We start from the raw sequence: 23,317 nt of genomic DNA, 5'->3' as shown, positions 1-23,317 counted from the left end.
TACGACAACGAGCCGATGTCCCTGCAGTCGCCCGTCGGCGACGGCCTCGGCGACATCTCCGAGCTGATCATCGACGACGACCTGCCCCAGCCCGAGGAGTATGCAACGGTGACCCTGCGGGCGGCCGACATCAGCTACTACCTCGATGCGCTACCGCCCCGGGAACGGTCGATCCTGACGGCCCGATTCGGTCTGGACGGCGGTGAGCCGTGCACGCTCGACCAGATCGCGCTCGTGCAGGGCGTCACCCGGGAACGCGTGCGCCAAATAGAGAAGCGCGCGCTCGCCCAGCTGCATGTCCCCCGACTCGAACGGTACCTGCGGGACTGATGCCCCGAAATACCCCCTGAAAGGAGCGTAGCGACACTGACCCATTCAAGCTAACGTCATCATTAACTTTGTCATCGGGGGGCACATGGGCAAGCTAACGTACAACTCGACCCTGACAGCGGATTTCGATGACCGGGTCCTGGCCCACATCCAAGTCGTCATCGGGGCGAAGTTGCGACGCGGTGAGTGCTTCTACTTCACTTGGCGGGACGACCCCCAGGGCGGTGACGGTCGCAGCACGATCTGGCTGCACCCGGCGATCCCCTTGGCCTACAAGTATTTCGGTGGACGCTCCCCCAGCCTCAACCGCGAATGGATCGAAGCCCTCATGCTCTCGGCCAATTCCTCCGGAGGCCTGCAGCTGGTACCGGAACCACATCGACCCGCGACAGTACTGGTGAAGGACGAATCGTGAACCGAGTGGATATTGTCTACGGCGGCGGGCAGTACTCGCTGGCCGGCCGGTCGGTCGAGTCCATCCAGAACGAGGTCGAGACCGCTGTCGAGTCCGGGAAGCCCTACTGGCTGCGGGTGAACAGCGGCGGCGGGCGTTTCGAAGACGCCTACCTGCTGATCGTGCCGGGCGTCCCCTTCGCGATTCTCAACTTCAAGCCGAACACCAACGGCACGGACATCGATCTCGAGGTGGACGGGGCGTTCAACCAGGACGTGCTCTGACCTGTCGCCACTCGGCCCTGTCGCGAGTCGGTCTCCAGGCGTCACCCGGGAAGCCCCCCGGCTGGCACACTGGGAACATGCTGCCATCACTTCCTGAGTTGCTTGGATCTGCCCGCGTCGTTGCCTTGCCGCTGGTGACGCGGTTCCGCGGACTCGACACCCGCGAGGCTCTGCTCCTGGAAGGGCCGGAAGGCTGGGCGGAATTCTCACCATTCGCCGAATACGACGACGCGGAGGCCGCCACCTGGCTGCGGGCCGCCCTCGATTTCGGCTGGCAGGCCACTCCCCTCCCGCTTCGGGAGCGCATCCCGGTGAACGCCACGGTGCCGGCCGTCACCGCCGAAGAGGTCCCCGGCGTGCTCGCCCGGTTCCCCGGTTGCCGCACCGCCAAGGTGAAGGTCGCCGACCCCGGTCAGACCCTCGCCGACGACGTGGCCCGCGTGCGGATGGTTCGCCGTGTGCTCGGACCGGAGGGGCGCATCCGTGTCGACGCGAACGGCCTGTGGAACGTCGATGAGGCGGAGCACGCCATCCACGCCCTCAACGAATTCGACCTCGAATACGTTGAGCAGCCGTGCGCCACCATCGAGGAACTCGCCGAGATCCGCCGGCGCACCGGCTACCTCGACGTCGGCGTCGCCGCTGACGAGAGCGTCCGCCGCGCGGAGGACCCGCTGCTGGTGGCCCGCACGGGTTCCGCCGACATCCTCGTGATCAAGGCGGCGCCGCTCGGTGGAATCCACGCCGCCCTGGCGCTGATCCACCAGACCGGGCTGCCCGCCGTGGTCTCCAGCGCCCTCGACACCTCGGTCGGCATCTCGATGGGGGCCCACCTGGCCGCCGCGATTCCGGAACTCAACTTCGACTGCGGGCTCGGCACGGCCTCGCTCCTCGCCGCCGATGTCACCACCGACCCGCTGCTGCCGGTCGACGGCGGCATCCCGGTGCGCCGGGTGACCCCCGACCCGGAACTGCTCGACCGCTACGCGGCCGCGGACGACCGGCGGGACTGGTGGCTGGCCCGACTCACCCGCTGCTACGCCCTGCTCGCCGACTGAGCGCCCGCCCTTCCGCCGCCCGGCCCCGTCCCACCTGCCTGGTCCCCCCTCCCAGCTCCGCCGAGCCGTGAGTTTCGCCCCTCATCGGGCGCGAAAAAGGGGCGAAACTCACGGTTCGGCGACGTGGCGTGGCGTGGCGTGACGCGACGTGGCGCGACGTGGCGTGGCGTGGCGAGGTGAGGCGAGGCGTGGCGTGGCGAGGTGAGGCGAGGCGTGGCGTGGCGAGGTGAGGCGAGGCGTGGCGTGGCGTGGTGGCCTACAGGCCGGAGTAGGCGTGCAGGCCCTTGAAGAAGACGTTGACGATGCCGAAGTTGAACATGACGGCGCCGAAGCCGATGATCGACAACCAGGCCGACCGTGACCCACGCCAGCCCCGGGTCGCGCGGGCGTGGATGTAGCCGGCGTAGATGGTCCAGATGATGAACGTCCAAACCTCCTTGGTGTCCCAGCCCCAGTACCGCCCCCAGGCCTGTTCGGCCCAGATCGAGCCGGCCATGAGAGTGAAGGTCCAGAGGATGAATCCGATGATGGTGACCCGGTAGGCCAGGTTCTCCAGCGTCGCCGCCGACGGCAGCGTGGCCAGGAAGCGCAGCCGCCCGGCCTTGGCGGACGCGAGCAGGGACTCCCGCCGCACCTGAAGCAGCTGCACGGTGGAGAGGGCGAACCCGAGCGCGAAGAAACCTGTGCCCAACGAGGCCACAAAGACGTGGATGACCAGCCAGGCCGACTGCAGAGCCGGCGGCAGGGGCGCGACCTCGACGTAGAAGCGCAGCGCCGCGATGCCGAGCAGCACCAGCACCATGCCGGTGACGAAGGTGCCGAGGAAGCGCAGGTCGGCCCGGGTCAGCACGATCAGGAACACCGACACGATCAGCAGGGTGCCCGTCATCGCGAACTCGTACATGTTCGCCCACGGGACTCGCTCGGCCGCCACTCCGCGGAGCACGGCCGACACCAGGTGGATCAGCCACGCCAGCACGGTGAGCGAGACGCCCACCCGCAGGCTGGCCGATCGGCCGTAGGGCGTGACCGCGTCGTTCGCGATGCGGGCGCTGATTCGGGTGAGGGTGGTGGTTCCGCCCGCCGACCCGGCCGCTTCCCGGCGCGCGGACTCGGCCCGGCGCTCCGACGGGCCTGCCGCCGTGGCGGAGGTGACCGCCGCGGATCGCTTGGCCAGGTCGAAGGAGAAGGCGATGAAGGCGAGGGCGTAGACCGCCATGGCCGAGTAAAGGCTCAGGATCGAGAGCTCGTTGAGATTCACGGTGTCAGCCTATTTCTGTTCGAATGCCGGGAGGACCGATTGGGAGGATAACAGCAGGTCCGTGTGTCGATCGGCGAGGTCGCTGACGGCGGATTCCAGGGCCGGGTCCTCGCCCCGGGCCAGACCCGCATATTCGAGGCGCAGCGAACCGTCCTGCTCCGGCACGGCCTTCACCCACACCCGCCGGCGCGGTACGAATAGCGACGTCAGCAGTCCGAGCAGGGCCAGCACGGCGAAGGACAGCACCCAGAGCTGGGTGGGGTCGTGGTGGATGTCGAACGAGGCGAACCGGAGCACCGAACCGGAGAAGTCCCCGTCCTTCGCGCCCGGGTCGGCGTCGTCGAAGGTGACGGAGCCGAGACCGTTCGGCAGCTCCCGGGTCTCCCCCGGCTTGAGCTCGATGGACTCGACCGAGGTCTTGCCCCCGGCGAGCTGGGTCATCTTGTCGATGTCGAGCGAGTAGACCGAGGTCGGCACACCGGCGTCCAGTCCCAGGTCCCCCGAGTAGACGTTGAGGGTCAGCAGCGGGTACTGCAGGTCCGGATAGGACGAGAAGTACGCCCCGGAATCCGCGGTGGCCTGCGTCGGGTAGAAGAAACCGATCATGCCGAGTTGCTCGGCCAGCCCGTCGGGGACCTTGATCACGCCGAGGGAGGTCAGGTTGGCGTCCTGCGGCAGGAACGGCACGGAGTCGGTGAAGACGACCACCCCGTTGGGGTCCTTCACGGTGATGGTGGGAGCGTAGCCGTTGCCGAGCAGGTAGACGTCGGTGCCGCCGGTGCGGGCCGGCCCGTTCACCTTCACCTGGCTGGCCTGGGCGGCCTCGCCCCGCGGGGTGATGGTGACGTCCGCGGTGAAGTCGATCGGTTGGCCGTAGGCCTTGAGGTTCTCCTCCTCGTAGACGACGTCGAAGTTGTCGAGGGTGAGCTTGTACGGCTTGAGGCTGGCGTCGTTGAAGAACCGGCCTGGGTTGAACGAGTCGTAGGCCAGCAGGGTGTTCACGAAGGTCTGACCCTCGACCAGCACACGCTGGCCGCTGAACCCGAAGCCGCCGCCGAAACCGACCGTGATCAGGATGCCGACCAGGGCGAAGTGGAAGACCAGGTTGCCGGTTTCGCGCAGGTAGCCGCGTTCGGCCGAGACCGAGGTCTCCCCGCGGTTCTCGAAGACGGCCGCCCGGTAGCCGCTGGTCTTCAGAAGCTTGCGGGCGGACTCGACGGCGGCCTGGGGATCCGTGCCGGCCGGGGCGGTGCGGGTCGTGAAGCCGGCCAGCCGGGACAGGCGGGCGGGGGTGCGCGGCGGCTTGGCCCGCAGGGCCAGGTAGTGATGTCTGGTGCGCGGGATGACGCAGCCGATCAGCGAGATGAACAGCAGCAGGTAGATGGCCGAGAACCACGCCGAGGAGTAGACGTCGAAGGCCTGGACCGTGTCGAGTAGCGGCGCGAGGTCCGGGTTGTCGGAGAAATACTGGGTGACCCCGTTCGGGTCTGAGCTGCGCTGGGGAACCAGGGAGCCCGGCACGGCGGCGATCGCGAGCAGCAACAGCAGGAACAGCGCGGTCCGCATATTCGTCAGTTGGCGCCAGAACCAGCGCAGCCAGCCGACGAAGCCCAGGCGCGGCTGAACGATTCCCGCGGAGGCTGGGGCGTCGTAATGATCAGATGGCCGGGACATAACTTCCGATCGTTCCTTGCAGGTCGAGGAGCCAGGCATTCCACACGCCGCTCACCATGAGCACGCCGATGAGCACGAGGAGGAGACCCCCGAACAGGTTGATGGCCCGGACGTGCCGTTTCAGGAAGGAAACGGCTCCGGTCGCCCATCTTAGGCCGAGCGCGATCAGCAGAAACGGGATACCCAGCCCGAGCGCGTAGAACAGGGCCAGCAGGCCACCCTGCCAGGGAGAACCCGTGGTCAGGCTGAGTGAGTTGATGGCGGTGAGCGTGGGGCCGGTGCAGGGGGTCCAGCCGACGGCGAAGACCGCGCCGAGCACGGGGGCTCCCGCCAGTCCCATCCCCGGTTTCCAGGATGCCTTCACGCTGCGCTGCGCGAAACCGAACTGGCCGACGAACACCAGGCCGAGCAGGATCACCACGACGCCGGCGATGCGCGTGATCGGATCGCGATACTGGTTCAGCCAGAAACCGGCCACCCCGAAAATCACGCCGGTGAGCACGAAGACGAGGGTGAAACCGAGGATGAACAGCGCGACCCCGAGCAGCAGACGGTTGCGGCCCCGGCTGTCGCCGCGGACGGCGGTCGAACTGCCGTCGGTGAAGCCGCCGATGTAGGCCAGGTAGCCGGGCACGAGCGGGAGGATGCAGGGCGAGGCGAACGAGATCAGCCCGGCCAGGACGGCGATGGGAATGGCCAGGACCAGCTGCCCGCTGAAGACGATCTCGCCGAAGGGGTTGTCCACGCCTAGGAATCCTCGGCGATCGCGTCGCGGACGAGGGTCTCGAGGATCGAGGGCTCCGAGACCGCGCCGAGGATGCGCGCCGCAACCCGGCCGGACCGGTCGAGCACGAGGGTGGTGGGAACCGCGTTGGGCGGGATGCTGCCGCTGAACGCAAGCTGCATGCTCCCGGTGTCGACGTCCATCACCGACGGGTAGGTGATGCCGAAGCTCTCGTTGAACGCGGTCGCATTCGCGGCCTGGTCCCGCACGTTGACGCCGACCCAGTGGGCGTCCGTGCCGGCGAATTCCTCGTTGAGTTTCTGCAGGGCCGGCGCTTCCGCCCGGCAGGGCGCGCAGCTGGCGTACCAGAAGTTGACCACGACGACCTTGCCGGCGTAGTCCGCGCTGGCGAGCGGGGAGCCGTTCTCGTCGGCGCCGCTCCAGGAGACGGGATCGCCGCGGTCGGCGGCCGGGATCTCGGTCCAGCTGCCGTCGCCGGCGATGAAGCCCTTGCTGCTGCCCTCGCGATACTGCTCGGCGAGCGGGTCGGTGGAGCAGCCGGTCAGCACCAGGGCCGCGGCGACCAGAGTGGCGAGGTAGAAGCGGGGACGGCGGTTCATACGGCCCCCACGTCCGTGGCGCCCGCCTGCAGGGACAGTGCCGGGTTGGAATAGCCGGTTTCGGCCAGACGGTCGCCGGGCCAGGACAGGGTGGTGATGCTCGACAGGTCGCAGCGGCGTTTGCGCGGGTCGTGGGCCAGGCGCTGCCGGGCCAGGGCGCGGTGCACCATCCAGATCGGAAGCTGGTGACTCACGAGCACGACGTCACCGTCGTCGACCGAGTTATGCGCATCCTCGATCGCGGCGAGCATGCGCTGCACGATCGAGTCGAACGGTTCGCCCCAGCTGGGGCGCAGCGGATTGATCAGCGCGGGCCAACTTCGGGGATCACGCAGAGCCCCGCCGGGGCCTCGCATCCGTCTGCCCTCGAAGGAATTGGTCGGCTCGATGATGCGCTCCTCGATGTCGACCGGAAGGTTGAAAGCTGTTGCGATGGGTGCAGCCGATTCGCGCGCACGCTGCAGCGGGGAGGAGATGATGCGTGCGACGGGGCGCCCGCGCCGCACCAGATCGGCGGCAGCGGACTCGGCCATCTCCGCGCCCAGATCGGAGAGTCGGAATCCGGGCAGGCGTCCATACAGAACGCGTTCGGGGTTGAACACTTCACCGTGCCGCACGAGATGTACCTGACTGGCTACCACTCTCCCAGTGTACGGAGGGGGTACCCGCGAATACGCCGAGAACGGTTCGGCTAAACTTGACCGGTGACTGAGCGCATATTGATCAAGAACCTGGCCGCCCTCGACAACGGCCCCGTGACCGTTTCCGGATGGGTCGACACCGTCAGAGACCAGAAGAAGGTGCAATTCGTCGTGCTGCGCGACGAGTCCGGTGCGGTGCAGCTCGTGAACCCGCGCACCACGGATGCCGATGGTGTCGTCGTCGCCGACGAACCGGCCAGCACCATCTCCACCCTTTCGCAGGGCAGCTTCGTCACCGTCACCGGTGAGCTCAAGCACGACGAGCGGGTCAAGCTCGGCGGCATCGAGATCAAGCTCGCCACCCTCGAGGTCGTCACGGTCGCCATCCCCGAGACCCCGATCGCGGCCGACTCCAGCCTGGACAAGCGCCTCGACTGGCGCTTCCTCGACCTGCGTCAGCCCAAGGCGAACCTGATCTTCCGCCTTCAGACCACGTTCGAGCACGCGCTGCGCACCTACTGGATCGACAACGACTTCATCGAGCTGCACACCCCGAAGCTGATGGCCAGCGCGAGCGAATCCCGCGCCGAGCTGTTCGAGGTGGAGTACTTCGACACCAAGGCCTACCTGGCGCAGAGCCCCCAGTTCTTCAAGCAGATGGCCCAGTCCGCCGGCTTCGGCAAAATCTTCGAGGTCGGTCCGGCGTTCCGCGCCGACCCGTCGTTCACCAGCCGCCACTCCACCGAATTCACCAGCATCGACTCCGAGATCAGCTGGATCGACAGCCACGAAGACGTCATGCGGCTGCACGAAGAGCTGCTCGTCGCCGGCTTCACCGCCGTCAAGGAGAAGCACGGCGACGAGGTCCTGGCCCTCTTCGGCGTCGAGGTCACCGTGCCCAGCACGCCGTTCCCGCGCATCCCGCTGGCCGAGGCCAAGGAGATCGTGAAGACCCGCGGCTACGAGGTCCCGCGCGACGACGACGACATGGACCCCGAGGGGGAACGCCAGATCGCCGCCTACGTGCTCGACACCTTCGGCCACGAGTTCGTCTTCCTCACCGACTACGCCTCGAGCATCCGGCCGTTCTACCACATGCGCCACGAGGGCGACGCGAGCATCACCAAGAGCTACGACCTGATCTTCAACGGCACCGAGATCTCCACCGGCGCGCAGCGCGAGCACCGCATCGACATCCTGGTCGAGCAGGCGAAGGAGAAGGGCGTCGACCCCGAAGAGATCGAGGGCTACCTCGACTTCTTCCGTTACGGCGTTCCGTCGCACGGCGGATTCGGCATGGGCCTCGCCCGGGTGCTCATGCTGATGCTGCACCAGGCCAGCATCCGCGAGGTCACCTACCTGTTCCGCGGCCCGACGCGCCTGGAACCGTAGCAGAACGGGCCGGAGAGGCACGGGCCGGAGCCGAACGGGCTAGACGAGGACGTCGACGGCCATCCGGGACGACACCACGGAGCGGATGAAGGTTCCCGCCGCCTGGTGCGCCGGGTGAGCCTGGTAGCGGCTGACCGCGTCCAGATCGTCGAAGTCGGCGATCAGCACGACGTCCCAGTTGGTGCCGCCGGCCACGTCGAAGCCCACCCGCAACGAGCGGATCTCGTCGACGACGCCGACGAGCCCTTCGAGGCGGTCCGCGATCCCCGCTGCGGCCGCGGCCTTCTCCTCCGGGTCGGACGCGGCCAGCTGCCAGGAGACGATGTGCCGGATCATCGCACGGCGAGCAGCGCCGTGCGCAGCCGCAGCGGATCGATCCGCCAGTAATTGTGCACCTTGCCGTTGAGCAGGAGCACCGGGATGTCCTCCACGTACAGGGCGTGCAGCTCGGCGTCGTCGAGGATCGACCGCTCCTCGAGCACGATCTCGGGGGCGTTCGGGTCGTCGGCGAGTTTGGTCACGACGTTGCCGACCAGGTCTCGTGCGTCGTCGCAGAGGTGACAGCCGGGCTTGCCGATCAGGGTGAGGAGTGCGGTAGCCATAGCTCCAGCCTATGCTGGCCCAGCGGTGCGTCGCACAACTAGACTTGTCGCACACATGTCCGAAGACACCATCGCCCCCGCAATCGCGTTCTTCGACGTGGACAATACGCTGCTGCGTGGCGCCAGCCTGTACCACCTGGGTGTGGGCGCCTGGCGGCGCCGGCTCGTCACCGGACGGGACGTCCTCTCCTTCGCCTGGAAGCAGGCCCGGTTCCTCTCCGTCGGCGAAAACGGGGTGCACCTGGCGAGCATCCGGGCGCGGGCTCTGGAAGTCGTCGTCGGCTACAGCCGGGCCGAACTCGTCTCGCTCAGCGCGGAGATCTTCGACGCCCGCCTCCTGCAGCGGCTCTGGCCGGAAACGGTCGCCGTCGCCCGCGCCCACCTCAAGGCCGGGCGCGAGGTCTGGCTGGTCTCCGCGACCGCGCAGGAGGTGGCCGACGTCATCGCCGAGCGGTTGGGCCTCACGGGTGCGCTCGGCACCCGGCTCGAGGCCGTCGACGGCATCTTCACGGGTCGTCTCACCGACGGCGTCTGCCACGGCGCCCGGAAGGCAGTCGCCGCCAACGCCCAGGCGGAGCGCAGCGGCGCCGACCTGACCGACTGCTGGGCCTACTCCGACTCCCACAACGACATTCCGCTGCTGGACCTGGTCGGCAATCCGGTGGTCGTGAACCCGGATGCGACGCTCCGCCGCTATGCCGCGGCGCGGCACTGGCCGATGATGATCCTCAAGCGCGCCAGCATCAAGGCCGCCCGGACAAGCAAAAAGCGCTAGACCCCAGGGGCCTAGCGCTCACGCCGGAAACTATTTCGAACGGTTGCCTGTTAGCGGCACAGAACCGATTACTTCTTATTGCGACGCTGGTGACGAGTCTTACGAAGCAGCTTGCGGTGCTTCTTCTTCGCCATACGCTTGCGTCGCTTCTTGATTACAGAACCCACACGGACCTCACAAAAAAATTGGTTTCGCCGCGGGATTCGCGACAGACACGGTAAATGGCAGTCTACCGGAAAAAGAACACTCTCCTACGCGGTGCGCGCATTCAGGCGTTCGATCGCCGCCGACTAGTCCGTTTTCCGCCACTTTCGAGGCTTAGCGTCCTTGACCGCATGCGCCATTTGGTATGACGTATCCGCGAAGGCCTTTCCGATGGCGGCAGCGAATGCGCGCTGTTCGACTTTCAGCCCCTCGGACTCCTCGGCCAGCTCCTCGACGGTGGCGTCGAAGTCGACGCTGAGGAAGGGGATCAGCCAGTCCTCGATTTCCTCGAGCGGTGCGTAGTCAAGGTGGTAGTACCGGTGCTGACCGGCTTCTCTAACACCCACCAGGCCCGCTTCGCGCAGCACCTTCAGGTGCTTGGAGATGGTCGGCTGGCTCAGCCCGAGCTTGTCGACGATGTCCGACACGCTCAGCTCGCCGCCGGCGGTGTTCGACTGGTTGTATCGCTCGAGGAGAATGCGTAGTATTTCGCGTCGCGTCGAATCCGCCACCACGCCGAAGATGTCTGCCATTCCAACAGGCTAGTCATTCCCGGCGGGGGATACCATGGCGACATCCGTTCGGTGCGGGCAAGTCGGAGGTTTCAGTGCAGACACGGATGGCGGATCCCGCTTTCGCGCCTCGTCCCACGAGTTGGTACGCCTGGCTCCGCGACTCCGTCGACTCCCTGGTGCGCCGCTCGCCGTCCCGTTTCGCCATCCTCGTATTCACGGCACTGGTCATGGTGTTCACCCTCCTGTTCTCGCTGCCGATCGCCACCGCAGACCGCACCGTCACCCCGCTGCACGACGCACTCTTCACCGCCGTGTCCGTGATCTGCGTGACCGGGCTCGCGACGGTGGACATGGCGACGCACTGGTCCGCGTTCGGCAACGTCCTGGTCGTGGTCGGCGTCAATATCGGCGGCGTCGGCGTGCTGACCCTCGCCTCACTGATGGGAATGGTCATCTCGCGGCGCCTGGGCCTGCGCGCCCGGCTGATGGCCGCCAGCGACACGAACCCCTCCCGCATCCATGCCGGACCCGTCAATGAGGGCCAGGCCATTCGCCTGGGCGAGGTCGGCAACCTGCTCGTGACGGTCGCAATCAGCGCCTTCGTGATCGAGCTGGTCGTGACCGCTCTGATCTTCCCGCGGATCCTCGCGGTCGGGGCACCCGCCGGCGAGGCGCTCTGGCAGAGCGTGTACTACTCGGCGATGGCGTTCACGAACAGCGGATTCTCGCCCAATGTCGGGGGCCTGGCCCCCTTCGCGGGCGACTACTGGTTCCTCAGCGCCCTGATGTTGGGGGCCTTTCTCGGCAGCCTGGGATTCCCGGTGATCTACGCCATCGCCCGGGGTTGGCGGAGCCCCAGGCGTTGGTCGCTGCACGTGAAGCTGACCCTCTTCACGACGGTGGCCCTGCTCGTGGCCGGCGTCGCCATGTACATCGCGCTCGAATTCGACAACCCGAAGACATTCGGGTCCCTGAACGCGGGCGACACGATCTTCCAGTCGCTCTTCATGTCGGTGATGACCCGGTCCGGCGGCTTCGCGACCATCAACATCAGTGACCTGAACGGGTCCAGTCTGCTCGCCACAGACATGCTGATGTTCATCGGCGGCGGCTCCGCGTCCACCGCGGGCGGCATCAAGGTGACGACCCTCGCCATCCTCTTCCTGGCGGCCTTCGCCGAGGCCAGCGGACGAAGCCAGATGGAAGCGTTCGGCCGCCGGATCCCGGGAGATATCCTGCGGCTTGCGGTCAGCGTGGTGCTCTGGGGAGCGACGACCGTGGCCGTGTCCAGCATGTTGATCCTGCACATCTCGGACGCGCCGTTCGACCTGGTGCTCTTCGATGTGATCTCCGCGTTCGCCACCTGCGGCCTGTCGACGGGCCTGACCGGCGATCTTCCTCCCTCCGGGGTGTACGTGCTGGCGGCAACCATGTTCATGGGCAGGATTGGTACAGTGACTCTCGCGGCCGCCCTCGCCGCGAGCCAGAGCAGGCAGCTGTTCTCACGTCCGGAAGAGAGACCCATCGTTGGCTGACCGCTTCAAACACGACGCACCGGTGCTCGTGATCGGCCTCGGCCGGTTCGGCGCGGCCACCGCAGGCCAGCTCGACCGTCTCGGCCGGGATGTGCTCGCCGTCGACGACAGCGCCGCCCTCGTTCAGAAATGGTCCGAACGGGTCACCCACGCGGTGCAGGCCGACGCCACCTCCATTGAAGCCCTCCGCCAGATCGGCGCCCAGGACTTCTCGATCGCCGTCTGCGCCGTCGGCTCGTCCGTCGAGGCCAGTGTGCTCATCGCGGCAAACCTGGTCGACCTCGGGATCCCCCAGATCTGGGCCAAAGCGATCTCCAAGTCGCACGGCACGATCCTCGAGCGCATCGGCGTGAACCACGTCGTCTTCCCGGAGGCGCAGGCAGGCGAACGCCTCGCGCACCTCGTCTCGGGACGCCTGCTCGACTTCATCGAGTTCGACGACGACTTCGCCCTGGTCAAGATGATCCCGCCGAAACCGATTCGGGGCCTGAACCTGACCGAATCGGGGCTGCGCCGCAAGTACAACGTCACGGTGGTCGGCGTGAAGAGCCCCGGCCGCCCCTTCACCTATGCCACCGAGAAGACGGTCGTCACCGACCAGGACCTCATCATCGTCTCCGGCACCGAGTCCGACATCGAGCGGTTCGCGTCGCTGGAGTTCTAGGCCTGGAGACCACGGTCCGTCGGGCACCCGCGGGCTAGTGGCCGGCGAGTTCGCGGGCCCTGGCGAGCGCGGCATCCGTCGCCCGGTCGAACAGTTCCTTGAGGCCTCCCTGTTCGAGCTCCGCGACGGCGCGCTCGGTGGTGCCGCTGGGGCTCGTCACCTGACGGCGCAACTCCGTCGGAGACAGGTCGGATGCCGCCAGCAGGGTGGTCGCACCGAGGAAGGTGCCGTTCACCATCACGGCGGCCTCTTCCGCGGTGAAGCCCTTGGCGATCGCCGTGGCCGTGAGCTGCTCGATCAGGTAGAAGACGTAGGCCGGGCCGGACCCGGAGATCGTGCTGAGGGCATCGAGCTTGTCCTCCGGCACGACCAAGACGTCGCCGACGGTCCCGAAGAGGGTCTTCGCGAGGTCGAGGTCGGTGTCGGTGGACCGCGTGCCGGCGCTCAGCCCGGTCACGGCCTTGCCGACGAGGGCCGGCGTGTTCGGCATGGAGCGGATGACCGACACGGAGTCGGGCAGCAGCCCCTCGAAGGTGGCAATGGTGACGCCGGCGGCGACGCTGATGACGAGCGTGCCCGGTTCGAGGCTGTCGGCGATCTCGGCCAGCAGGTCGGGGACCATGGCGGGTTTGACGGCAACGATCACGATGCGCGCGCCGGCGATCGCCAAAAGGTTGGCCGCGGGTTCATCGGCGGTGGCCCAGGCGGTCACGCCGGGGATTCCCGCGAGTTCGTCGGCCTTCGCCGCGGAGCGGTTGGTTGCCCGGATGCCGTCCTCCACGGTCACATCCGGATTCAGCAGCCCGGTCAAAACGGCCCGGGCCATCGATCCGGCGCCGAGGAATGCGATGGCGGGCAGTGTGGTGGAAGCAGTCGAAGTCATCCGACGAGTCTACTTTCGCCCCCGGTGCCGGGTCCGTTGGGGGTGCGTTCTAGGATTACCTCATGAGCACTTCGGGTGGGAACAGGGCAATTGTGGCGGCACTCGCCGCCAACCTCGGGATCGCGATCACGAAATTCGTGGCCTGGGCATTCTCCGGTTCCTCGTCGATGCTCGCCGAGGGGGTGCACTCCCTGGCCGACTCCGGCAACCAGGTTCTTCTGTTGGTCGGCGGACGCAAGGCCCGGCAGACAGCCGACAAGGAGCATCCGTTCGGCTATGGCCGGGAACGCTACGTCTACGCATTCGTGGTGTCGATCATCCTGTTCTCCGTCGGCGGCGTTTTCTCCCTCTTCGAGGGCGTGCAGAAGCTGCAGAACCCGCACCCGCTCGAGGTGCCGTGGCTGCCGATCGTGGTGCTGCTGGTCGCCATGGGCCTCGAATCCTTCTCGCTGCGCACCGCCATCCGGGAATCGAACCTCGTGCGCGGCAAGCAGAGCTGGGTGCAGTTCGTGCGGCACGCGAAGGCGCCCGAGCTGCCCGTGGTGCTGCTCGAAGACATCGCCGCCCTCGCCGGCCTGGTCCTCGCCTTCCTCGGCGTCGGCCTCACCATCATCACGGGCGAACCCATCTGGGACGCCATCGGCACCCTGTGCATCGGTGTGCTGCTGGTGCTCGTCGCCGTCGTTCTCGGCATCGAGACGAAGAGCCTGCTGGTCGGCGAGGGCGCCGGCAGCACGGATGCCGCGGCCATCGAGCGCGCCATCCTGGCCGGCCCGGAGACGCGCAAGATCATCCACCTCAAGACCCTCTACATGGGGCCGGACGAACTGCTCGTCGCCGCCAAGATCGCCTTCGAGGCCGACAGCCGATTCTCCGACGTGGCGGCGGGCATCGACGCCGTCGAAGCCCGCATTCGTGAGGCCGTGCCCTCGGCCCGGGTCATCTACCTCGAACCGGACCTGTTCCTCGACCCCAACCGCCGCGCACCCGCCACCGACACCATCGTCATCAAGGGCAGTGAATGAGCCGCACCGCCGTCGTCCTCCGGCACGATGACACCATCCACCTCGGCAACCTCGAACCGGTGCTCCGCGATTACGGCTACTCGATTCGGTACGTCGACACGCTGCGGGAGGACGTGCGGGCACTCGACCCGCAGGACGCCGACCTGATGATCGTGCTCGGCGGCGAAATGGGAGTCTACGACGCCGACGAGTTTCCCGCGCTGCACGCCGAGATCGACCTGCTCGAGCGGCGGCTCCGCGCGTCTCGGCCCGTGTTCGGGGTCTGCCTGGGCGCGCAACTGATGGCCGCCGCCCTGGGCTCCCGCGTCTACCGCGGGCCGACGAACGAGATCGGCTACCGGTCCGTGGAACCCACGGAAGCCGGGGTGACCTCCCCGCTGCGGCACATCAGCGGCGTCCCCGTCTTCCAATGGCACAGCGACACGTTCGACCTGCCCGGCGGGGTGACGCGGCTCGCCGGGTCCCCCCAATACGGCAATGAAGCCTTCGCGATCGACGACTGGGCGCTGGCCGTGCAGTTCCACCCGGAGGTCACCGACGAGATGCACGAGGTCTGGCTGGCGGCCTCGGAGGCGGAGGTGGCCGCCGAAGGCTTCGACCCCGGAGACCTGCGCCGGGACCGCGAACGCTACTCCAGAGGCATGCAGGACGCCTCCAGAGCCATGTTCAGCGAGTGGCTCGACGGGCTGGATCCGCGAAGAACGCCCTGAGCAGTTCCCCGCACTCGTCCGCGTCGACCTCGGCGTAGACCTCGGCCCGGTGATTGAGCCGGCGGTCCCGCAGTACGTCGTAGACGGATCCGGCGGCGCCGGCCTTCTCGTCCCACGCACCGAAGACCACAACGGGCACCCGCGCGGCCAGGATCGCTCCCGCGCACATCACGCAGGGCTCCAGCGTCACCACGAGGGTGCAGCCGGTGAGATGCCAGTCGCCCAGGGACACGGCAGCCTGACGGATGGCCACCATCTCGGCGTGGCCGGTGGGATCCTGCAGCGCTTCTCGTTCGTTCCGTCCACGCCCGATCACCCCGCCGGCCGCGTCCAGCACCACCGCACCGACGGGCACATCCCCCGTCTCGAGGGCGGCGCGGGCCTCGGTGAGCGCGAGCCGCATCCATTCACTGTGCCGACGTTCGACCTCGCCCATCCACGTTTCCTTCCCCGACTAGTAGATTGAGCCTATGCGAGTCCATGTAGCCGACCACCCCCTGATTACCCACAAACTCACCGTTCTCCGGGACAAGAACACCCCGTCGCCGGTCTTCCGGTCCCTTGTCGAAGAACTGATGACCCTCCTCGCCTATGAGGGAACCCGCGGCGTGCGCGTCGAGGAAGTGACCGTGCAGACCCCGGTCTCCGAGGCCCGTGGCGTACAGATCAGCAACCCCAAGCCGCTCGTCGTCCCGATCCTGCGCGCCGGCCTCGGCATGCTCGAGGGCATGGTCAAGCTGCTGCCGACGGCAGAGGTCGGATTCCTGGGCATGGCCCGCAACGAGGAAACCCTCCAACCCACCACCTACGCCGAGCGCCTGCCCGACGACCTGTCCGACCGCCAGTGCTTCGTGCTCGACCCGATGCTGGCCACGGGCGGTTCGCTGATCGCCGCCATCCAGTTCCTCTTCGACCGTGGCGCCGTCGACGTCACCGCCATCTGCATCCTCGCCGCTCCTGAGGGCCTGGCCGCGGTGGAGAAGGCCCTCGAGGGCCGCGAAGTGACCATCGTTCTCGGCGCCGTCGACGACAAGCTCGACGAGCACGGTTACATCGTTCCCGGCCTCGGTGACGCCGGCGACCGCCTCTACGGTCTGGTCTAGACCGGCCGAAAGCAGTCGCCGGCGGGCGGCGGCGACTGCAGGTCCTGCGACCCGCAGCACACTTTCGCCACGGCAATTCAAGAATCTTTGATGAAACTGATTTCTATCATGGAAACTGTCATGTTTTCGTGGTCTGCGGCGGATCCGCCGATCCCCCGCACAGTCACCGAACGTGATGCATGTCACGCGGCGTCATCCTTGGTCGCGGAATTGACACACGTCGTAACAGTCGGCTTTACTCTCACCTATGACAACGAGCGCACGCCCCCAGACCTCCTTCGAGGCTTTCGGGACTGCCGGCATGATGATGCCCGGCTCCCGCTCCGCGTGTTGCCGCAGCGCCCATTGCCGAATGGCCCGCTGACCAATCGACCACATCGCCGAGTTCCCGCCCCGCTGACATCCCGCGGCCGGCTGGTTGAACTCCTTGAGTCTCACCGACTCCCCCAGGCCGAATCCGGCCGAACTTTTTCGAACCTGGAACCGCTCATCGGCGTCGGGTTCCCCCTCAGCATCCCAGCCAAGGACCACTCTCATGTCGCTTGCCCACATTGACACCGCCCGCTCGATCCAGGCCGCACGCCTCGACCGCCCGGTCTCCCCAACGCCCGCGGCTCCTCGCATCCGCGCCGTGCCCGACGGCCCCCAGGCCCGCGGATTCGTTCTCTACGTAGGCATCGACGAGGCCACCGCGGCAGCGGCCGGCACCAGCCTCAGCCGCATCGTCGAGGCGCTCAAGGCCCTGACCGGCTCCATCGCCCCGACGGCGGAAACCCACGCCGCGGTCGCACTGGCCCCCGCCGGAGCGGGCGGCCGCGATGTCGACGTCGTGCGCCTGGCCCTGCAGGACCCGACCGCCCTGGCCCGGCAACGCAACGCGACGGAGGACCCCGACCGCGCCCCCGGCGGCGTCGTGGTAGACATCTCCCGCAAGCGCGTGCACCTCGACGGCGAGACCGCGGCATTGACCTACAAGGAATTCGAGCTGCTGCAGTACCTGGTGCTGCGGGAGGGCCGCACCATCGAACGCGCCGAACTGATCGCCAAGCTCTGGAACGCCTCCGACGACGAAGACGCTCCGAACGAGCGCACCATCGACGTGCACGTGCGGCGCCTGCGCGCCAAACTCGGCCGCTACGAAGACATCGTGCGCACCGTGCGCGGAGTCGGCTACCGCTTCGACCGGCACGCCGACGTGTCGATCCGCCAGTCCAGCACGCCGAGCCCGGACGTCTTCTAGAGAACGTCGACATGGCAGGTGACATGACAGAGGGCCGGTCGTAGTAGCTACGGCCGGCCCTCTTCCCTTGCACCAAGAGTGTCCTGCAATCACATTTCGCGTCTTCCGCCACAGCAAACGGTTGACGCACTCCGAATATATAACGAACGCGTAACGAAACGCTAGTTTCCTGTTCGTTATTTTTCTTTGAATTTCCCACGAGCGGATGAGGCGGCCCGAGGCGGAGTCCCTATTCTTGGAGTTCACGGATGTGTGGAGGAAGCGTGACCGATCGAGCCGCGGCAGTGGCAGCCTGGGAGTCGCTCTTCCGCGCCCAGGTGGCCATCATGCGCAGCCTCGCTGCCGATTTCCCGTCTCATGAGATCTCGTTCAACGAGTACGACGTGTTGTTCAACCTGTCCCGGGCGCCGGGCCGGCGCCTGCGGCTCCGGGACCTGAACCGGCACGTGCTGCTCACCCAGCCCAGCGTGAGCCGCCTGGTCGACCGGCTGGCGGTGCGGGGCTATGTACGGAAGGACGCCGACCCCACCGATGGCCGCGGCGCCCTGATCGAACTGACGGATGCCGGCTACGAGCTGTTCCGCGGGGTCGCGTTGCAGCACATGGGCACCATCACCGACCGCATCGGCGACACGCTCGACCCCGACGAGCTCAGGCAACTCACCGCACTCTGCGATCGCCTGCGCGGCGAGGACTGACGGGCGCCTCCCCTCCCCGCGAACTCGCTCCCCCGACCGCCCCGTCCCCTGTGCAGGCCGCGCGGGCGGGCGTACGGTAGGCGCGAGGAGGTGATTCCCATGCATGCAGCGCAGGGAGACCGGATCATCATTCGCGGGAAGACGGTGGAAGCGCCGGACCGGCACGGCGAGATCATGGAGGTTCGCGGGCCGAACGGCGAACCGCCCTATCTCGTGCGATTCAGCGAGGGGCACGAGAGCGTCGTTTTCCCCGGCACGGACTTCATGGTCGAGCACATCGATCACATCGGGCCCACCTAGCACGAGGCGGCAGAGCCGCGCAGGCATGCACGCGCTCCCGCTCAGGTCAAGGGGCTACTGTCCGGACGCGACCTGAGTTAACTTTCAATAACACGTTGCAGATCGTGGCGGGTACAAGAAATGGAGACTCAGCCATGACAATCACGTGTCCCTTCTGTCATTCCGCGGCTCGCCTGACGCCGAACCCGGCGCACGCCGAGCACCACGCCCTCCCCGTCTATGTGCTGGCTTGCTCCGGCTGCGACCGCACCAACGTGCGACGCGAGCCGGTGCATTCGCCACGGCAGATTCTCGCGGTCCGCTAGATTCGCCGGACAACGGCCCGGTCAGCGTGCACCAACCCAGGGTGGAACAACGACAAAACCCCCGCAATCTCAATGATTGCGGGGGTTTTAGCTGTGCGCCCGAAGGGATTCGAACCCCCAACCTTCTGATCCGTAGTCAGATGCTCTATCCGTTGAGCTACGAGCGCAGGCTGTCAACACGCTAAGCGCTCTATGACAACTTGAAAACTATAACAGCTATTCCGGGTGCTCAGGTGCGGCAACCGAGGCCGGAGTGCGGATTCCGAGCCAGGACGCGATTCCGCCGGCGAACATCAGGCCCGCGACGACGACCATCACGCGCTGGAATCCGTCGACGTCGAGGGCACCTCCGATGATCGTTCCGGCCAGGGCCACCGCGACCAGCCCGGCCACCCGGGCGACGGCGTTGTTGACGGCCGACCCGATGCCGGCCTGCTCAGGCCGGACAGACCCGAGCACCGCGGAGGTCAGCGGCGCCACGGTGATGGCCAGGCCGAGGCCGATCACCACGATGGCCGGCACGACCCGCAACCAGAGGTCGATCGGCGGCACCGCCCCGATCAGCAGCAGGAAACCGACCCCCGCGACGACCGGCCCGACGGCCATGAACATCCGTGGGCCGTAACGGCCGGCCAGCGTGCCGAACAGGGTCGCGAAAAGCAGAAGCATGATGGTCGCCGGGATGCCGGCGAAACCGGCCGCGGTCGCCGAGAGGCCGCCGACCTGCTGGAGGTAGAGCGTGAACACGAAGAAGCCGAGACCGAGGGCCGCGTAGACGCCGACCGTGGCGATGTTCCCGACGCCGAAATTGCGGATCGTGAACAGGCTCAAGGGCATCATCGGATGCGGCGCGCGGGCCTCCCACCAGAGGAACCCCGCGAAGGAAAGAAGCCCGACGACGAGCGGCACGAACACGATCGGGCTGGCCCAGCCCAGTCGGCCCTGCTCGATCAGGGCGAAGACCGGGCCGCCGAGCCCCAACGCGGCCAGGCCGGCCCCCCACGCGTCGATGGGGGCCGCCGGACGGGCGCGCGCGGGCTCGTCCAGGCGGCCCAGCAGCACCAGAGTGACCGCGATGGGGATCACATTCAGCCCGAAGATGAGGCGCCAGCTCGCCGTGTCCACCAGGATCCCCCCGAACACCGGGCCCATGATGCCCGCGATCCCCGTCCAGCCGGTCCAGGCCCCGATCATCCGGCCCTGCGCCGCCCCGGAGAAGGTGGAGGTGATCAGGGCAAGGGAACTCGGCACGAGCAGGGCCGCCGCCATGCCCTGAATGACCCGGGCGAGCACGAGCGCGCTCCCCCACGGCGCCACCGCGCACGCCAGCGAGGCGATCCCAAACCAGACCAGCCCGATCCGGAGCACCCGCACCCGGCCGAACGTGTCCGAGAGCGACCCCGCCACGAGGATCAGGGCGCCCAGCGAGAGCAGATAGCCGTCGACCACCCACTGCGCCAGCACCAGGCCGCCGCCGAGTTCCCGCGAAATCGCCGGCAGCGCGACCGTGATGATGGAGCCATCCAGGAACGCCACGAAGGACGCCAGAACGGCGACGATCAGCACTCGACGCTCGGTGGTAATCACTCTCCCAGTTAACCCGATCGACGCCCGATCAAGGTTTGATCGAGGCCCGACCTGAGGGCCGATCTGGTGAACCAAAGGCCTGTCCGCCGCACTAGCCGAGGACTGGGGCCGGTGCAAAACTAGCGCCATGACTCCGACCCGCAACACCCAGGCATCCTTCGAGTACGCCGGCCTGCGGGCCCTGTTCATCAATTGCACCCTCAAACGCAGCCCAGAAATCAGCCACACGCAGGGTTTGATGAACCTCAGCATCAACCTGATGCGCGATCAGGGCGTCTACGTCGAGTCGATCCGGGCCGTCGACCACGACATCGCCACGGGCGTTTACCCCGACATGACCGAGCTGGGCTGGGCGACGGATGCCTGGCCGGCCCTCTTCGACAAGGTGCGCACCTCCGACATCGTCGTGATCGGCGGGCCGATCTGGCTCGGTGACAACGGTTCGGTCACCAAACGTGTGATCGAACGGCTCTACGCCATGTCGGGCGAGTTCAATGACAAGGGTCAGTACGTCTATTACGGCAAGGTGGGCGGGGCCGTCATCACGGGCAATGAAGACGGGGTGAAGCACTGCGCGTCGAACGTGCTTTACAGTCTGCAGCACATCGGCTTCACGATCCCGCCGGCGGCGGACGCCGGCTGGATCGGTACGATCGGTCCGGGGCCGAGCTACCTGGACCCGGGCTCCGGCGGGCCGGAGAACGACTTCACGAACCGCAACGTCACCTTCATGGCCTGGAACCTGATGCACCTGGCCGCGATCTTGAAGGCCAACGGCGGCATCCCCGCCTTCGGGAACCTCCGCGCGGAGTGGGATCAGGGCGAGCGGTCCGGATTCCGGCCGAACCCGGAATACCGCTAGCGGCGCCCACGCGCCAGAAGTGAGGACCCCATGACCGCGACTCTGATCTCGGTGGCGCCGCCCACCCCGCGGAACCGGCTGGACGTGCGGGTCACCGGCGGGATCGTCAGGGGTGTGGACGACAAGGGGATCCTGGCCTGGCGCGGCATCCCCTACGCCGCGCCCCCCGAGGGCGAGCTGCGGTTCCGGGCCCCGCAGCCGGTGATCCCGTGGGAGGGCGTTTGGGACGCCTCCCGGTTCGGCCACGTGGCACCGCAGCCCTACAAGAGCCAGTTCAAGGGCGCGGGGCCGCGCGTGCCGGCGGGCGAGGACTGCCTCACAATCAACGTGCTGAGGCCCGCGTCGGCGTCGCGCAAGCGGGTGGGCCGCCCGGTGATGGTCTTCATCCACGGCGGCGGCTACAGCGTGGGCTCCTCGCAGGATTTCACCGGCCGGGGGGAAAGTTTCGTGCGCACCGGCCGGGTGGTCTACGTCAGTTTCAACTACCGGCTGGGAGCCCTCGGCTACCTCGACTTCTCCCGGTATTCGACACCGGAGCGGCCCCTCGAGAGCAATCTCGGGCTGCGCGACCAGGTGGCCGCCCTGCGATGGGTGCATGACAACATCCGTGCCTTCGGGGGGAACCCTCACAACGTGACCGTGTTCGGGGAATCCGCCGGTGCCAACGCGGTGCTCCACCTGATGGCGACGCCCGCCGCCGAGGGTCTTTTCGCCCGGGCCATCGCGCAGAGCCCCCCGGTCAGCGCGTCGTTCTCGCATAGGCTGACCGACGGCTGGGCCGCCGAATTCGTGGCGGAACTGCGCTCACAGCGGCCGGACGACTCCGACCTGTCGCCGAACGCGCTGCTGACCGGCGCCGCGGTGGCCGACCTGACCCGGGCGGCCGTGGCACTGCAGGCGCGCACGCCGGATGCGAACCCGGGCACCTTCTGCCTGATCCCGGTGATCGACGGGGATTTCCTGCCCGAAGGAGCGCTCGACGCCTTCCGGCACGGGACCGCGCACCGGGTGCCGCTGATCATCGGCACCAACGAGCGGGAGGGGTCGCTGTTCCGGGGCCGGGTGGACATCCTGCCGAAGTCGCCGATGCGCATTGCGGCCATCTTCGACCACGCCCCGGTGAGCTCGCACGACGCGATGCGCTCGGTCTACGCCAGCCTGCCGGCGAAACGGTCGTCGGCGGACTTCGGCGGGGATTTCGTGTTCTGGTTTCCGAGCCTCCAGATCGGTGATTTCCACTCCCGGGTCGCGCCGGTCTACGCGTATCGGTTCGACCTCGCCCCCCGCCTCATGCACCTGTTGGGCATCGGGGCCACGCACGGCATTGAACTGTTCGCCCTGTTCGACCATGTCGACGGCCCCCACGCCCGGGCCATGAGCCTGCTCGGCGGGCGGGAACTCTTCATCAACGCAGGCGAACGGATGCGGCTGCACTGGCTGCGCTTCGCCTGCACCGGCCGTCCGGACGACACCTGGCCGACCTACTCGGAATCCGACCGGCTGACCCTGATCATCGACGAGGTCGATCGCATCGAATCAGATCCCCGCGGTGAGCGGCGAGCGGTCTGGCAGGAGTTTCTGCCGAACTTCTAGCCTGAGTGCCGCGACCGGCGCTCGCTCTCTCGGGTGGTTGCGCTTGTCGGTGGTTGAGCGTGCCGGTGGTTGAGCCTGTCGAAACCCGGCGAGCCGTCCTCTGAACCCGGCCACCGGCATCCGTGCCCACGCTAACTGCGGACTTTTTCGCGACACGCCGTTCCCGGCGCCGGCCCACCCGGCGTGTCCCGAAAAACTCCGGCTATACGTCACGACGCCTACCGTCACAGCGCCTATCTGTGGGTAATTGATTACTAGAGTTGAGCAAAACTCTTGACTCAAGATTCGAAGTCATTTACAATTGAGGCATGGCAGGAGCCCCCACTCCGCACCGCCCG

The 23,317-nt window shown here is 67.4% G+C and carries 28 protein-coding genes and 1 tRNA gene; 16 read left to right on the top strand and 13 right to left on the bottom strand.

What is annotated here, in order from left to right:
• The 4 genes from E3T23_RS09405 to E3T23_RS09390 form a co-directional block, all read left to right on the top strand.
• A partial coding sequence (locus E3T23_RS09405; RefSeq protein ID WP_206750241.1) for a sigma-70 family RNA polymerase sigma factor occupies positions 1 to 330 on the top strand: 330 nt, incomplete at its 5' end.
• A gap of 85 nt (positions 331 to 415) precedes the next feature.
• On the top strand, positions 416 to 745 hold the full coding sequence (locus E3T23_RS09400) for a DUF7882 family protein (protein WP_134370120.1): 330 nt from the start codon (positions 416 to 418) through the stop codon (positions 743 to 745).
• Positions 742 to 1,008 (top strand): hypothetical protein, encoded by a 267-nt coding sequence (locus tag E3T23_RS09395; RefSeq protein ID WP_134370119.1) that lies wholly within the window; start codon positions 742 to 744, stop codon positions 1,006 to 1,008. Before E3T23_RS09400 ends, E3T23_RS09395 begins: the two co-directional genes overlap by 4 nt.
• A gap of 77 nt (positions 1,009 to 1,085) precedes the next feature.
• Positions 1,086 to 2,066: an o-succinylbenzoate synthase gene (locus E3T23_RS09390; RefSeq protein WP_134370118.1), complete on the top strand. Its 981-nt coding sequence runs from the start codon at positions 1,086 to 1,088 to the stop codon at positions 2,064 to 2,066.
• A 256-nt stretch (positions 2,067 to 2,322) separates the two neighbouring features.
• Here E3T23_RS09390 and ccsB read toward each other — a convergent pair whose 3' ends face one another.
• From ccsB to E3T23_RS09365, 5 genes are read right to left on the bottom strand one after another with little or no spacing between them, the layout of a single operon-like run.
• Positions 2,323 to 3,285: a c-type cytochrome biogenesis protein CcsB gene (gene ccsB / locus E3T23_RS09385; protein WP_134370124.1), complete on the bottom strand. Its 963-nt coding sequence runs from the start codon at positions 3,283 to 3,285 to the stop codon at positions 2,323 to 2,325.
• Positions 3,286 to 3,336: 51 nt separating this feature from the next.
• Complete coding sequence (resB, locus tag E3T23_RS09380; RefSeq protein ID WP_134370117.1) at positions 3,337 to 5,001, bottom strand: cytochrome c biogenesis protein ResB; 1,665 nt, start codon at positions 4,999 to 5,001, stop codon at positions 3,337 to 3,339.
• On the bottom strand, positions 4,985 to 5,746 hold the full coding sequence (locus E3T23_RS09375; RefSeq protein WP_134370116.1) for a cytochrome c biogenesis CcdA family protein: 762 nt from the start codon (positions 5,744 to 5,746) through the stop codon (positions 4,985 to 4,987). Before E3T23_RS09375 ends, resB begins: the two co-directional genes overlap by 17 nt.
• Positions 5,747 to 5,748: 2 nt before the next feature.
• The gene (locus E3T23_RS09370) at positions 5,749 to 6,345 is read right to left on the bottom strand and encodes a TlpA family protein disulfide reductase (RefSeq protein ID WP_134370115.1); all 597 of its coding nucleotides are present in this window, start codon (positions 6,343 to 6,345) and stop codon (positions 5,749 to 5,751) included.
• Complete coding sequence (locus tag E3T23_RS09365) at positions 6,342 to 6,986, bottom strand: histidine phosphatase family protein (RefSeq protein ID WP_134370114.1); 645 nt, start codon at positions 6,984 to 6,986, stop codon at positions 6,342 to 6,344. The genes E3T23_RS09370 and E3T23_RS09365 overlap by 4 nt, the downstream gene beginning before the upstream one ends.
• Before the next feature lie 63 nt (positions 6,987 to 7,049).
• On the opposite strand from E3T23_RS09365, the gene aspS reads away from it, so the two are divergent.
• The gene (gene aspS, locus E3T23_RS09360; RefSeq protein ID WP_166806263.1) at positions 7,050 to 8,378 is read left to right on the top strand and encodes an aspartate--tRNA(Asn) ligase; all 1,329 of its coding nucleotides are present in this window, start codon (positions 7,050 to 7,052) and stop codon (positions 8,376 to 8,378) included.
• 39 nt (positions 8,379 to 8,417) lie between these two features.
• Here aspS and E3T23_RS09355 read toward each other — a convergent pair whose 3' ends face one another.
• Both E3T23_RS09355 and E3T23_RS09350 read right to left on the bottom strand, forming a co-directional pair.
• Complete coding sequence (locus tag E3T23_RS09355; protein WP_134370113.1) at positions 8,418 to 8,714, bottom strand: Dabb family protein; 297 nt, start codon at positions 8,712 to 8,714, stop codon at positions 8,418 to 8,420.
• Positions 8,711 to 8,980, bottom strand: a complete 270-nt coding sequence (locus E3T23_RS09350; protein WP_134370112.1) for a glutaredoxin family protein — start codon at positions 8,978 to 8,980, stop codon at positions 8,711 to 8,713. Before E3T23_RS09350 ends, E3T23_RS09355 begins: the two co-directional genes overlap by 4 nt.
• Positions 8,981 to 9,035: 55 nt before the next feature.
• On the opposite strand from E3T23_RS09350, the gene E3T23_RS09345 reads away from it, so the two are divergent.
• A complete protein-coding gene (locus E3T23_RS09345) occupies positions 9,036 to 9,755 on the top strand; it encodes an HAD family hydrolase (protein ID WP_134370111.1) in 720 nt (239 codons plus the stop codon).
• A 68-nt stretch (positions 9,756 to 9,823) separates the two neighbouring features.
• Here the strand turns inward: E3T23_RS09345 and E3T23_RS09340 are convergent, their stop codons facing one another.
• Both E3T23_RS09340 and E3T23_RS09335 read right to left on the bottom strand, forming a co-directional pair.
• Positions 9,824 to 9,922, bottom strand: a complete 99-nt coding sequence (locus tag E3T23_RS09340) for a 30S ribosomal protein bS22 (RefSeq protein WP_003792170.1) — start codon at positions 9,920 to 9,922, stop codon at positions 9,824 to 9,826.
• 123 nt (positions 9,923 to 10,045) lie between these two features.
• Positions 10,046 to 10,492: an ArsR/SmtB family transcription factor gene (locus E3T23_RS09335; RefSeq protein ID WP_134370110.1), complete on the bottom strand. Its 447-nt coding sequence runs from the start codon at positions 10,490 to 10,492 to the stop codon at positions 10,046 to 10,048.
• An 86-nt stretch (positions 10,493 to 10,578) separates the two neighbouring features.
• Here E3T23_RS09335 and E3T23_RS09330 point away from each other — a divergent pair, with 86 nt between their 5' ends.
• Together E3T23_RS09330 and E3T23_RS09325 are read left to right on the top strand one after the other, a co-directional pair.
• The gene (locus E3T23_RS09330; RefSeq protein WP_134370109.1) at positions 10,579 to 12,009 is read left to right on the top strand and encodes a TrkH family potassium uptake protein; all 1,431 of its coding nucleotides are present in this window, start codon (positions 10,579 to 10,581) and stop codon (positions 12,007 to 12,009) included.
• Entirely contained in the window at positions 12,002 to 12,673 is a 672-nt protein-coding gene (locus E3T23_RS09325) for a potassium channel family protein (protein ID WP_134370108.1), read from the top strand. The genes E3T23_RS09330 and E3T23_RS09325 overlap by 8 nt, the downstream gene beginning before the upstream one ends.
• Before the next feature lie 34 nt (positions 12,674 to 12,707).
• Here the strand turns inward: E3T23_RS09325 and proC are convergent, their stop codons facing one another.
• Positions 12,708 to 13,556 (bottom strand): pyrroline-5-carboxylate reductase, encoded by an 849-nt coding sequence (gene proC, locus E3T23_RS09320; RefSeq protein WP_134370107.1) that lies wholly within the window; start codon positions 13,554 to 13,556, stop codon positions 12,708 to 12,710.
• 62 nt (positions 13,557 to 13,618) lie between these two features.
• Between proC and E3T23_RS09315 the strand changes: the two genes are divergently transcribed.
• Both E3T23_RS09315 and E3T23_RS09310 read left to right on the top strand, forming a co-directional pair.
• Positions 13,619 to 14,581, top strand: coding sequence for a cation diffusion facilitator family transporter (locus E3T23_RS09315; protein ID WP_134370106.1), 963 nt, complete (start codon positions 13,619 to 13,621; stop codon positions 14,579 to 14,581).
• Positions 14,578 to 15,291 carry a glutamine amidotransferase gene (locus E3T23_RS09310; protein ID WP_134370105.1) on the top strand — a complete coding sequence of 238 codons (714 nt, stop codon included), beginning with the start codon at positions 14,578 to 14,580 and terminating at the stop codon, positions 15,289 to 15,291. Before E3T23_RS09315 ends, E3T23_RS09310 begins: the two co-directional genes overlap by 4 nt.
• On the opposite strand, the gene tadA is transcribed toward E3T23_RS09310, so the two are convergent.
• Positions 15,248 to 15,727 (bottom strand): tRNA adenosine(34) deaminase TadA, encoded by a 480-nt coding sequence (tadA, locus tag E3T23_RS09305; RefSeq protein ID WP_166806262.1) that lies wholly within the window; start codon positions 15,725 to 15,727, stop codon positions 15,248 to 15,250. The genes E3T23_RS09310 and tadA overlap by 44 nt on opposite strands.
• 34 nt (positions 15,728 to 15,761) lie before the next feature.
• Between tadA and upp the strand changes: the two genes are divergently transcribed.
• The 4 genes from upp (at position 15,762) to E3T23_RS09285 (ending at position 18,632) form a co-directional block, all read left to right on the top strand.
• Positions 15,762 to 16,394 carry a uracil phosphoribosyltransferase gene (gene upp / locus E3T23_RS09300; RefSeq protein WP_134370104.1) on the top strand — a complete coding sequence of 211 codons (633 nt, stop codon included), beginning with the start codon at positions 15,762 to 15,764 and terminating at the stop codon, positions 16,392 to 16,394.
• A 535-nt stretch (positions 16,395 to 16,929) separates the two neighbouring features.
• On the top strand, positions 16,930 to 17,634 hold the full coding sequence (locus E3T23_RS09295) for a winged helix-turn-helix domain-containing protein (RefSeq protein WP_134370103.1): 705 nt from the start codon (positions 16,930 to 16,932) through the stop codon (positions 17,632 to 17,634).
• 248 nt (positions 17,635 to 17,882) lie between these two features.
• A complete protein-coding gene (locus E3T23_RS09290; protein WP_134370102.1) occupies positions 17,883 to 18,332 on the top strand; it encodes a MarR family winged helix-turn-helix transcriptional regulator in 450 nt (149 codons plus the stop codon).
• Between the two features lie 99 nt (positions 18,333 to 18,431).
• Entirely contained in the window at positions 18,432 to 18,632 is a 201-nt protein-coding gene (locus E3T23_RS09285) for a DUF1918 domain-containing protein (RefSeq protein ID WP_134370101.1), read from the top strand.
• Positions 18,633 to 19,031: 399 nt separating this feature from the next.
• On the opposite strand, the gene E3T23_RS09280 is transcribed toward E3T23_RS09285, so the two are convergent.
• Together E3T23_RS09280 and E3T23_RS09275 are read right to left on the bottom strand one after the other, a co-directional pair.
• Positions 19,032 to 19,104 (bottom strand) — tRNA-Arg (locus E3T23_RS09280).
• Between the two features lie 49 nt (positions 19,105 to 19,153).
• Positions 19,154 to 20,524, bottom strand: coding sequence for an MFS transporter (locus tag E3T23_RS09275; protein ID WP_241977802.1), 1,371 nt, complete (start codon positions 20,522 to 20,524; stop codon positions 19,154 to 19,156).
• 127 nt (positions 20,525 to 20,651) lie between these two features.
• On the opposite strand from E3T23_RS09275, the gene E3T23_RS09270 reads away from it, so the two are divergent.
• Both E3T23_RS09270 and E3T23_RS09265 read left to right on the top strand, forming a co-directional pair.
• The gene (locus E3T23_RS09270) at positions 20,652 to 21,386 is read left to right on the top strand and encodes a flavodoxin family protein (RefSeq protein WP_134370099.1); all 735 of its coding nucleotides are present in this window, start codon (positions 20,652 to 20,654) and stop codon (positions 21,384 to 21,386) included.
• Positions 21,387 to 21,416: 30 nt separating this feature from the next.
• Positions 21,417 to 22,979: a carboxylesterase/lipase family protein gene (locus E3T23_RS09265; protein ID WP_134370098.1), complete on the top strand. Its 1,563-nt coding sequence runs from the start codon at positions 21,417 to 21,419 to the stop codon at positions 22,977 to 22,979.
• Positions 22,980 to 23,317 lie beyond the last annotated feature (338 nt).

It is taken from the genome of Cryobacterium cheniae (assembly GCF_004403395.1).
In the GTDB taxonomy this organism is placed as follows: Bacteria; Actinomycetota; Actinomycetes; order Actinomycetales; family Microbacteriaceae; genus Cryobacterium; species Cryobacterium cheniae.
Note: the sequence above shows the minus strand (reverse complement) of the source record. Positions and strands in the feature narration are given on the sequence as shown.

What these genes read in the sequence shown, in the direction of transcription:
- E3T23_RS09310 (WP_134370105.1), top strand. Translation starts at nt 14,578, where the DNA reads ATGAGCCGCACCGCCGTCGTCCTCCGGCACGATGACACCATCCACCTC.
- E3T23_RS09290 (WP_134370102.1), top strand. Translation starts at nt 17,883, where the DNA reads ATGTGTGGAGGAAGCGTGACCGATCGAGCCGCGGCAGTGGCAGCCTGG.
- E3T23_RS09370 (WP_134370115.1), bottom strand. Translation starts at nt 6,345, where the DNA reads ATGAACCGCCGTCCCCGCTTCTACCTCGCCACTCTGGTCGCCGCGGCC.
- E3T23_RS09390 (WP_134370118.1), top strand. Translation starts at nt 1,086, where the DNA reads ATGCTGCCATCACTTCCTGAGTTGCTTGGATCTGCCCGCGTCGTTGCC.
- resB (WP_134370117.1), bottom strand. Translation starts at nt 5,001, where the DNA reads ATGTCCCGGCCATCTGATCATTACGACGCCCCAGCCTCCGCGGGAATC.
- E3T23_RS09285 (WP_134370101.1), top strand. Translation starts at nt 18,432, where the DNA reads ATGCATGCAGCGCAGGGAGACCGGATCATCATTCGCGGGAAGACGGTG.
- E3T23_RS09345 (WP_134370111.1), top strand. Translation starts at nt 9,036, where the DNA reads ATGTCCGAAGACACCATCGCCCCCGCAATCGCGTTCTTCGACGTGGAC.
- E3T23_RS09355 (WP_134370113.1), bottom strand. Translation starts at nt 8,714, where the DNA reads ATGATCCGGCACATCGTCTCCTGGCAGCTGGCCGCGTCCGACCCGGAG.
- E3T23_RS09265 (WP_134370098.1), top strand. Translation starts at nt 21,417, where the DNA reads ATGACCGCGACTCTGATCTCGGTGGCGCCGCCCACCCCGCGGAACCGG.
- E3T23_RS09270 (WP_134370099.1), top strand. Translation starts at nt 20,652, where the DNA reads ATGACTCCGACCCGCAACACCCAGGCATCCTTCGAGTACGCCGGCCTG.
- E3T23_RS09350 (WP_134370112.1), bottom strand. Translation starts at nt 8,980, where the DNA reads ATGGCTACCGCACTCCTCACCCTGATCGGCAAGCCCGGCTGTCACCTC.
- upp (WP_134370104.1), top strand. Translation starts at nt 15,762, where the DNA reads ATGCGAGTCCATGTAGCCGACCACCCCCTGATTACCCACAAACTCACC.
- proC (WP_134370107.1), bottom strand. Translation starts at nt 13,556, where the DNA reads ATGACTTCGACTGCTTCCACCACACTGCCCGCCATCGCATTCCTCGGC.
- E3T23_RS09335 (WP_134370110.1), bottom strand. Translation starts at nt 10,492, where the DNA reads ATGGCAGACATCTTCGGCGTGGTGGCGGATTCGACGCGACGCGAAATA.
- ccsB (WP_134370124.1), bottom strand. Translation starts at nt 3,285, where the DNA reads ATGGCGGTCTACGCCCTCGCCTTCATCGCCTTCTCCTTCGACCTGGCC.
- E3T23_RS09330 (WP_134370109.1), top strand. Translation starts at nt 10,579, where the DNA reads ATGGCGGATCCCGCTTTCGCGCCTCGTCCCACGAGTTGGTACGCCTGG.
- E3T23_RS09295 (WP_134370103.1), top strand. Translation starts at nt 16,930, where the DNA reads ATGTCGCTTGCCCACATTGACACCGCCCGCTCGATCCAGGCCGCACGC.
- E3T23_RS09315 (WP_134370106.1), top strand. Translation starts at nt 13,619, where the DNA reads ATGAGCACTTCGGGTGGGAACAGGGCAATTGTGGCGGCACTCGCCGCC.
- tadA (WP_166806262.1), bottom strand. Translation starts at nt 15,727, where the DNA reads ATGGGCGAGGTCGAACGTCGGCACAGTGAATGGATGCGGCTCGCGCTC.
- E3T23_RS09400 (WP_134370120.1), top strand. Translation starts at nt 416, where the DNA reads ATGGGCAAGCTAACGTACAACTCGACCCTGACAGCGGATTTCGATGAC.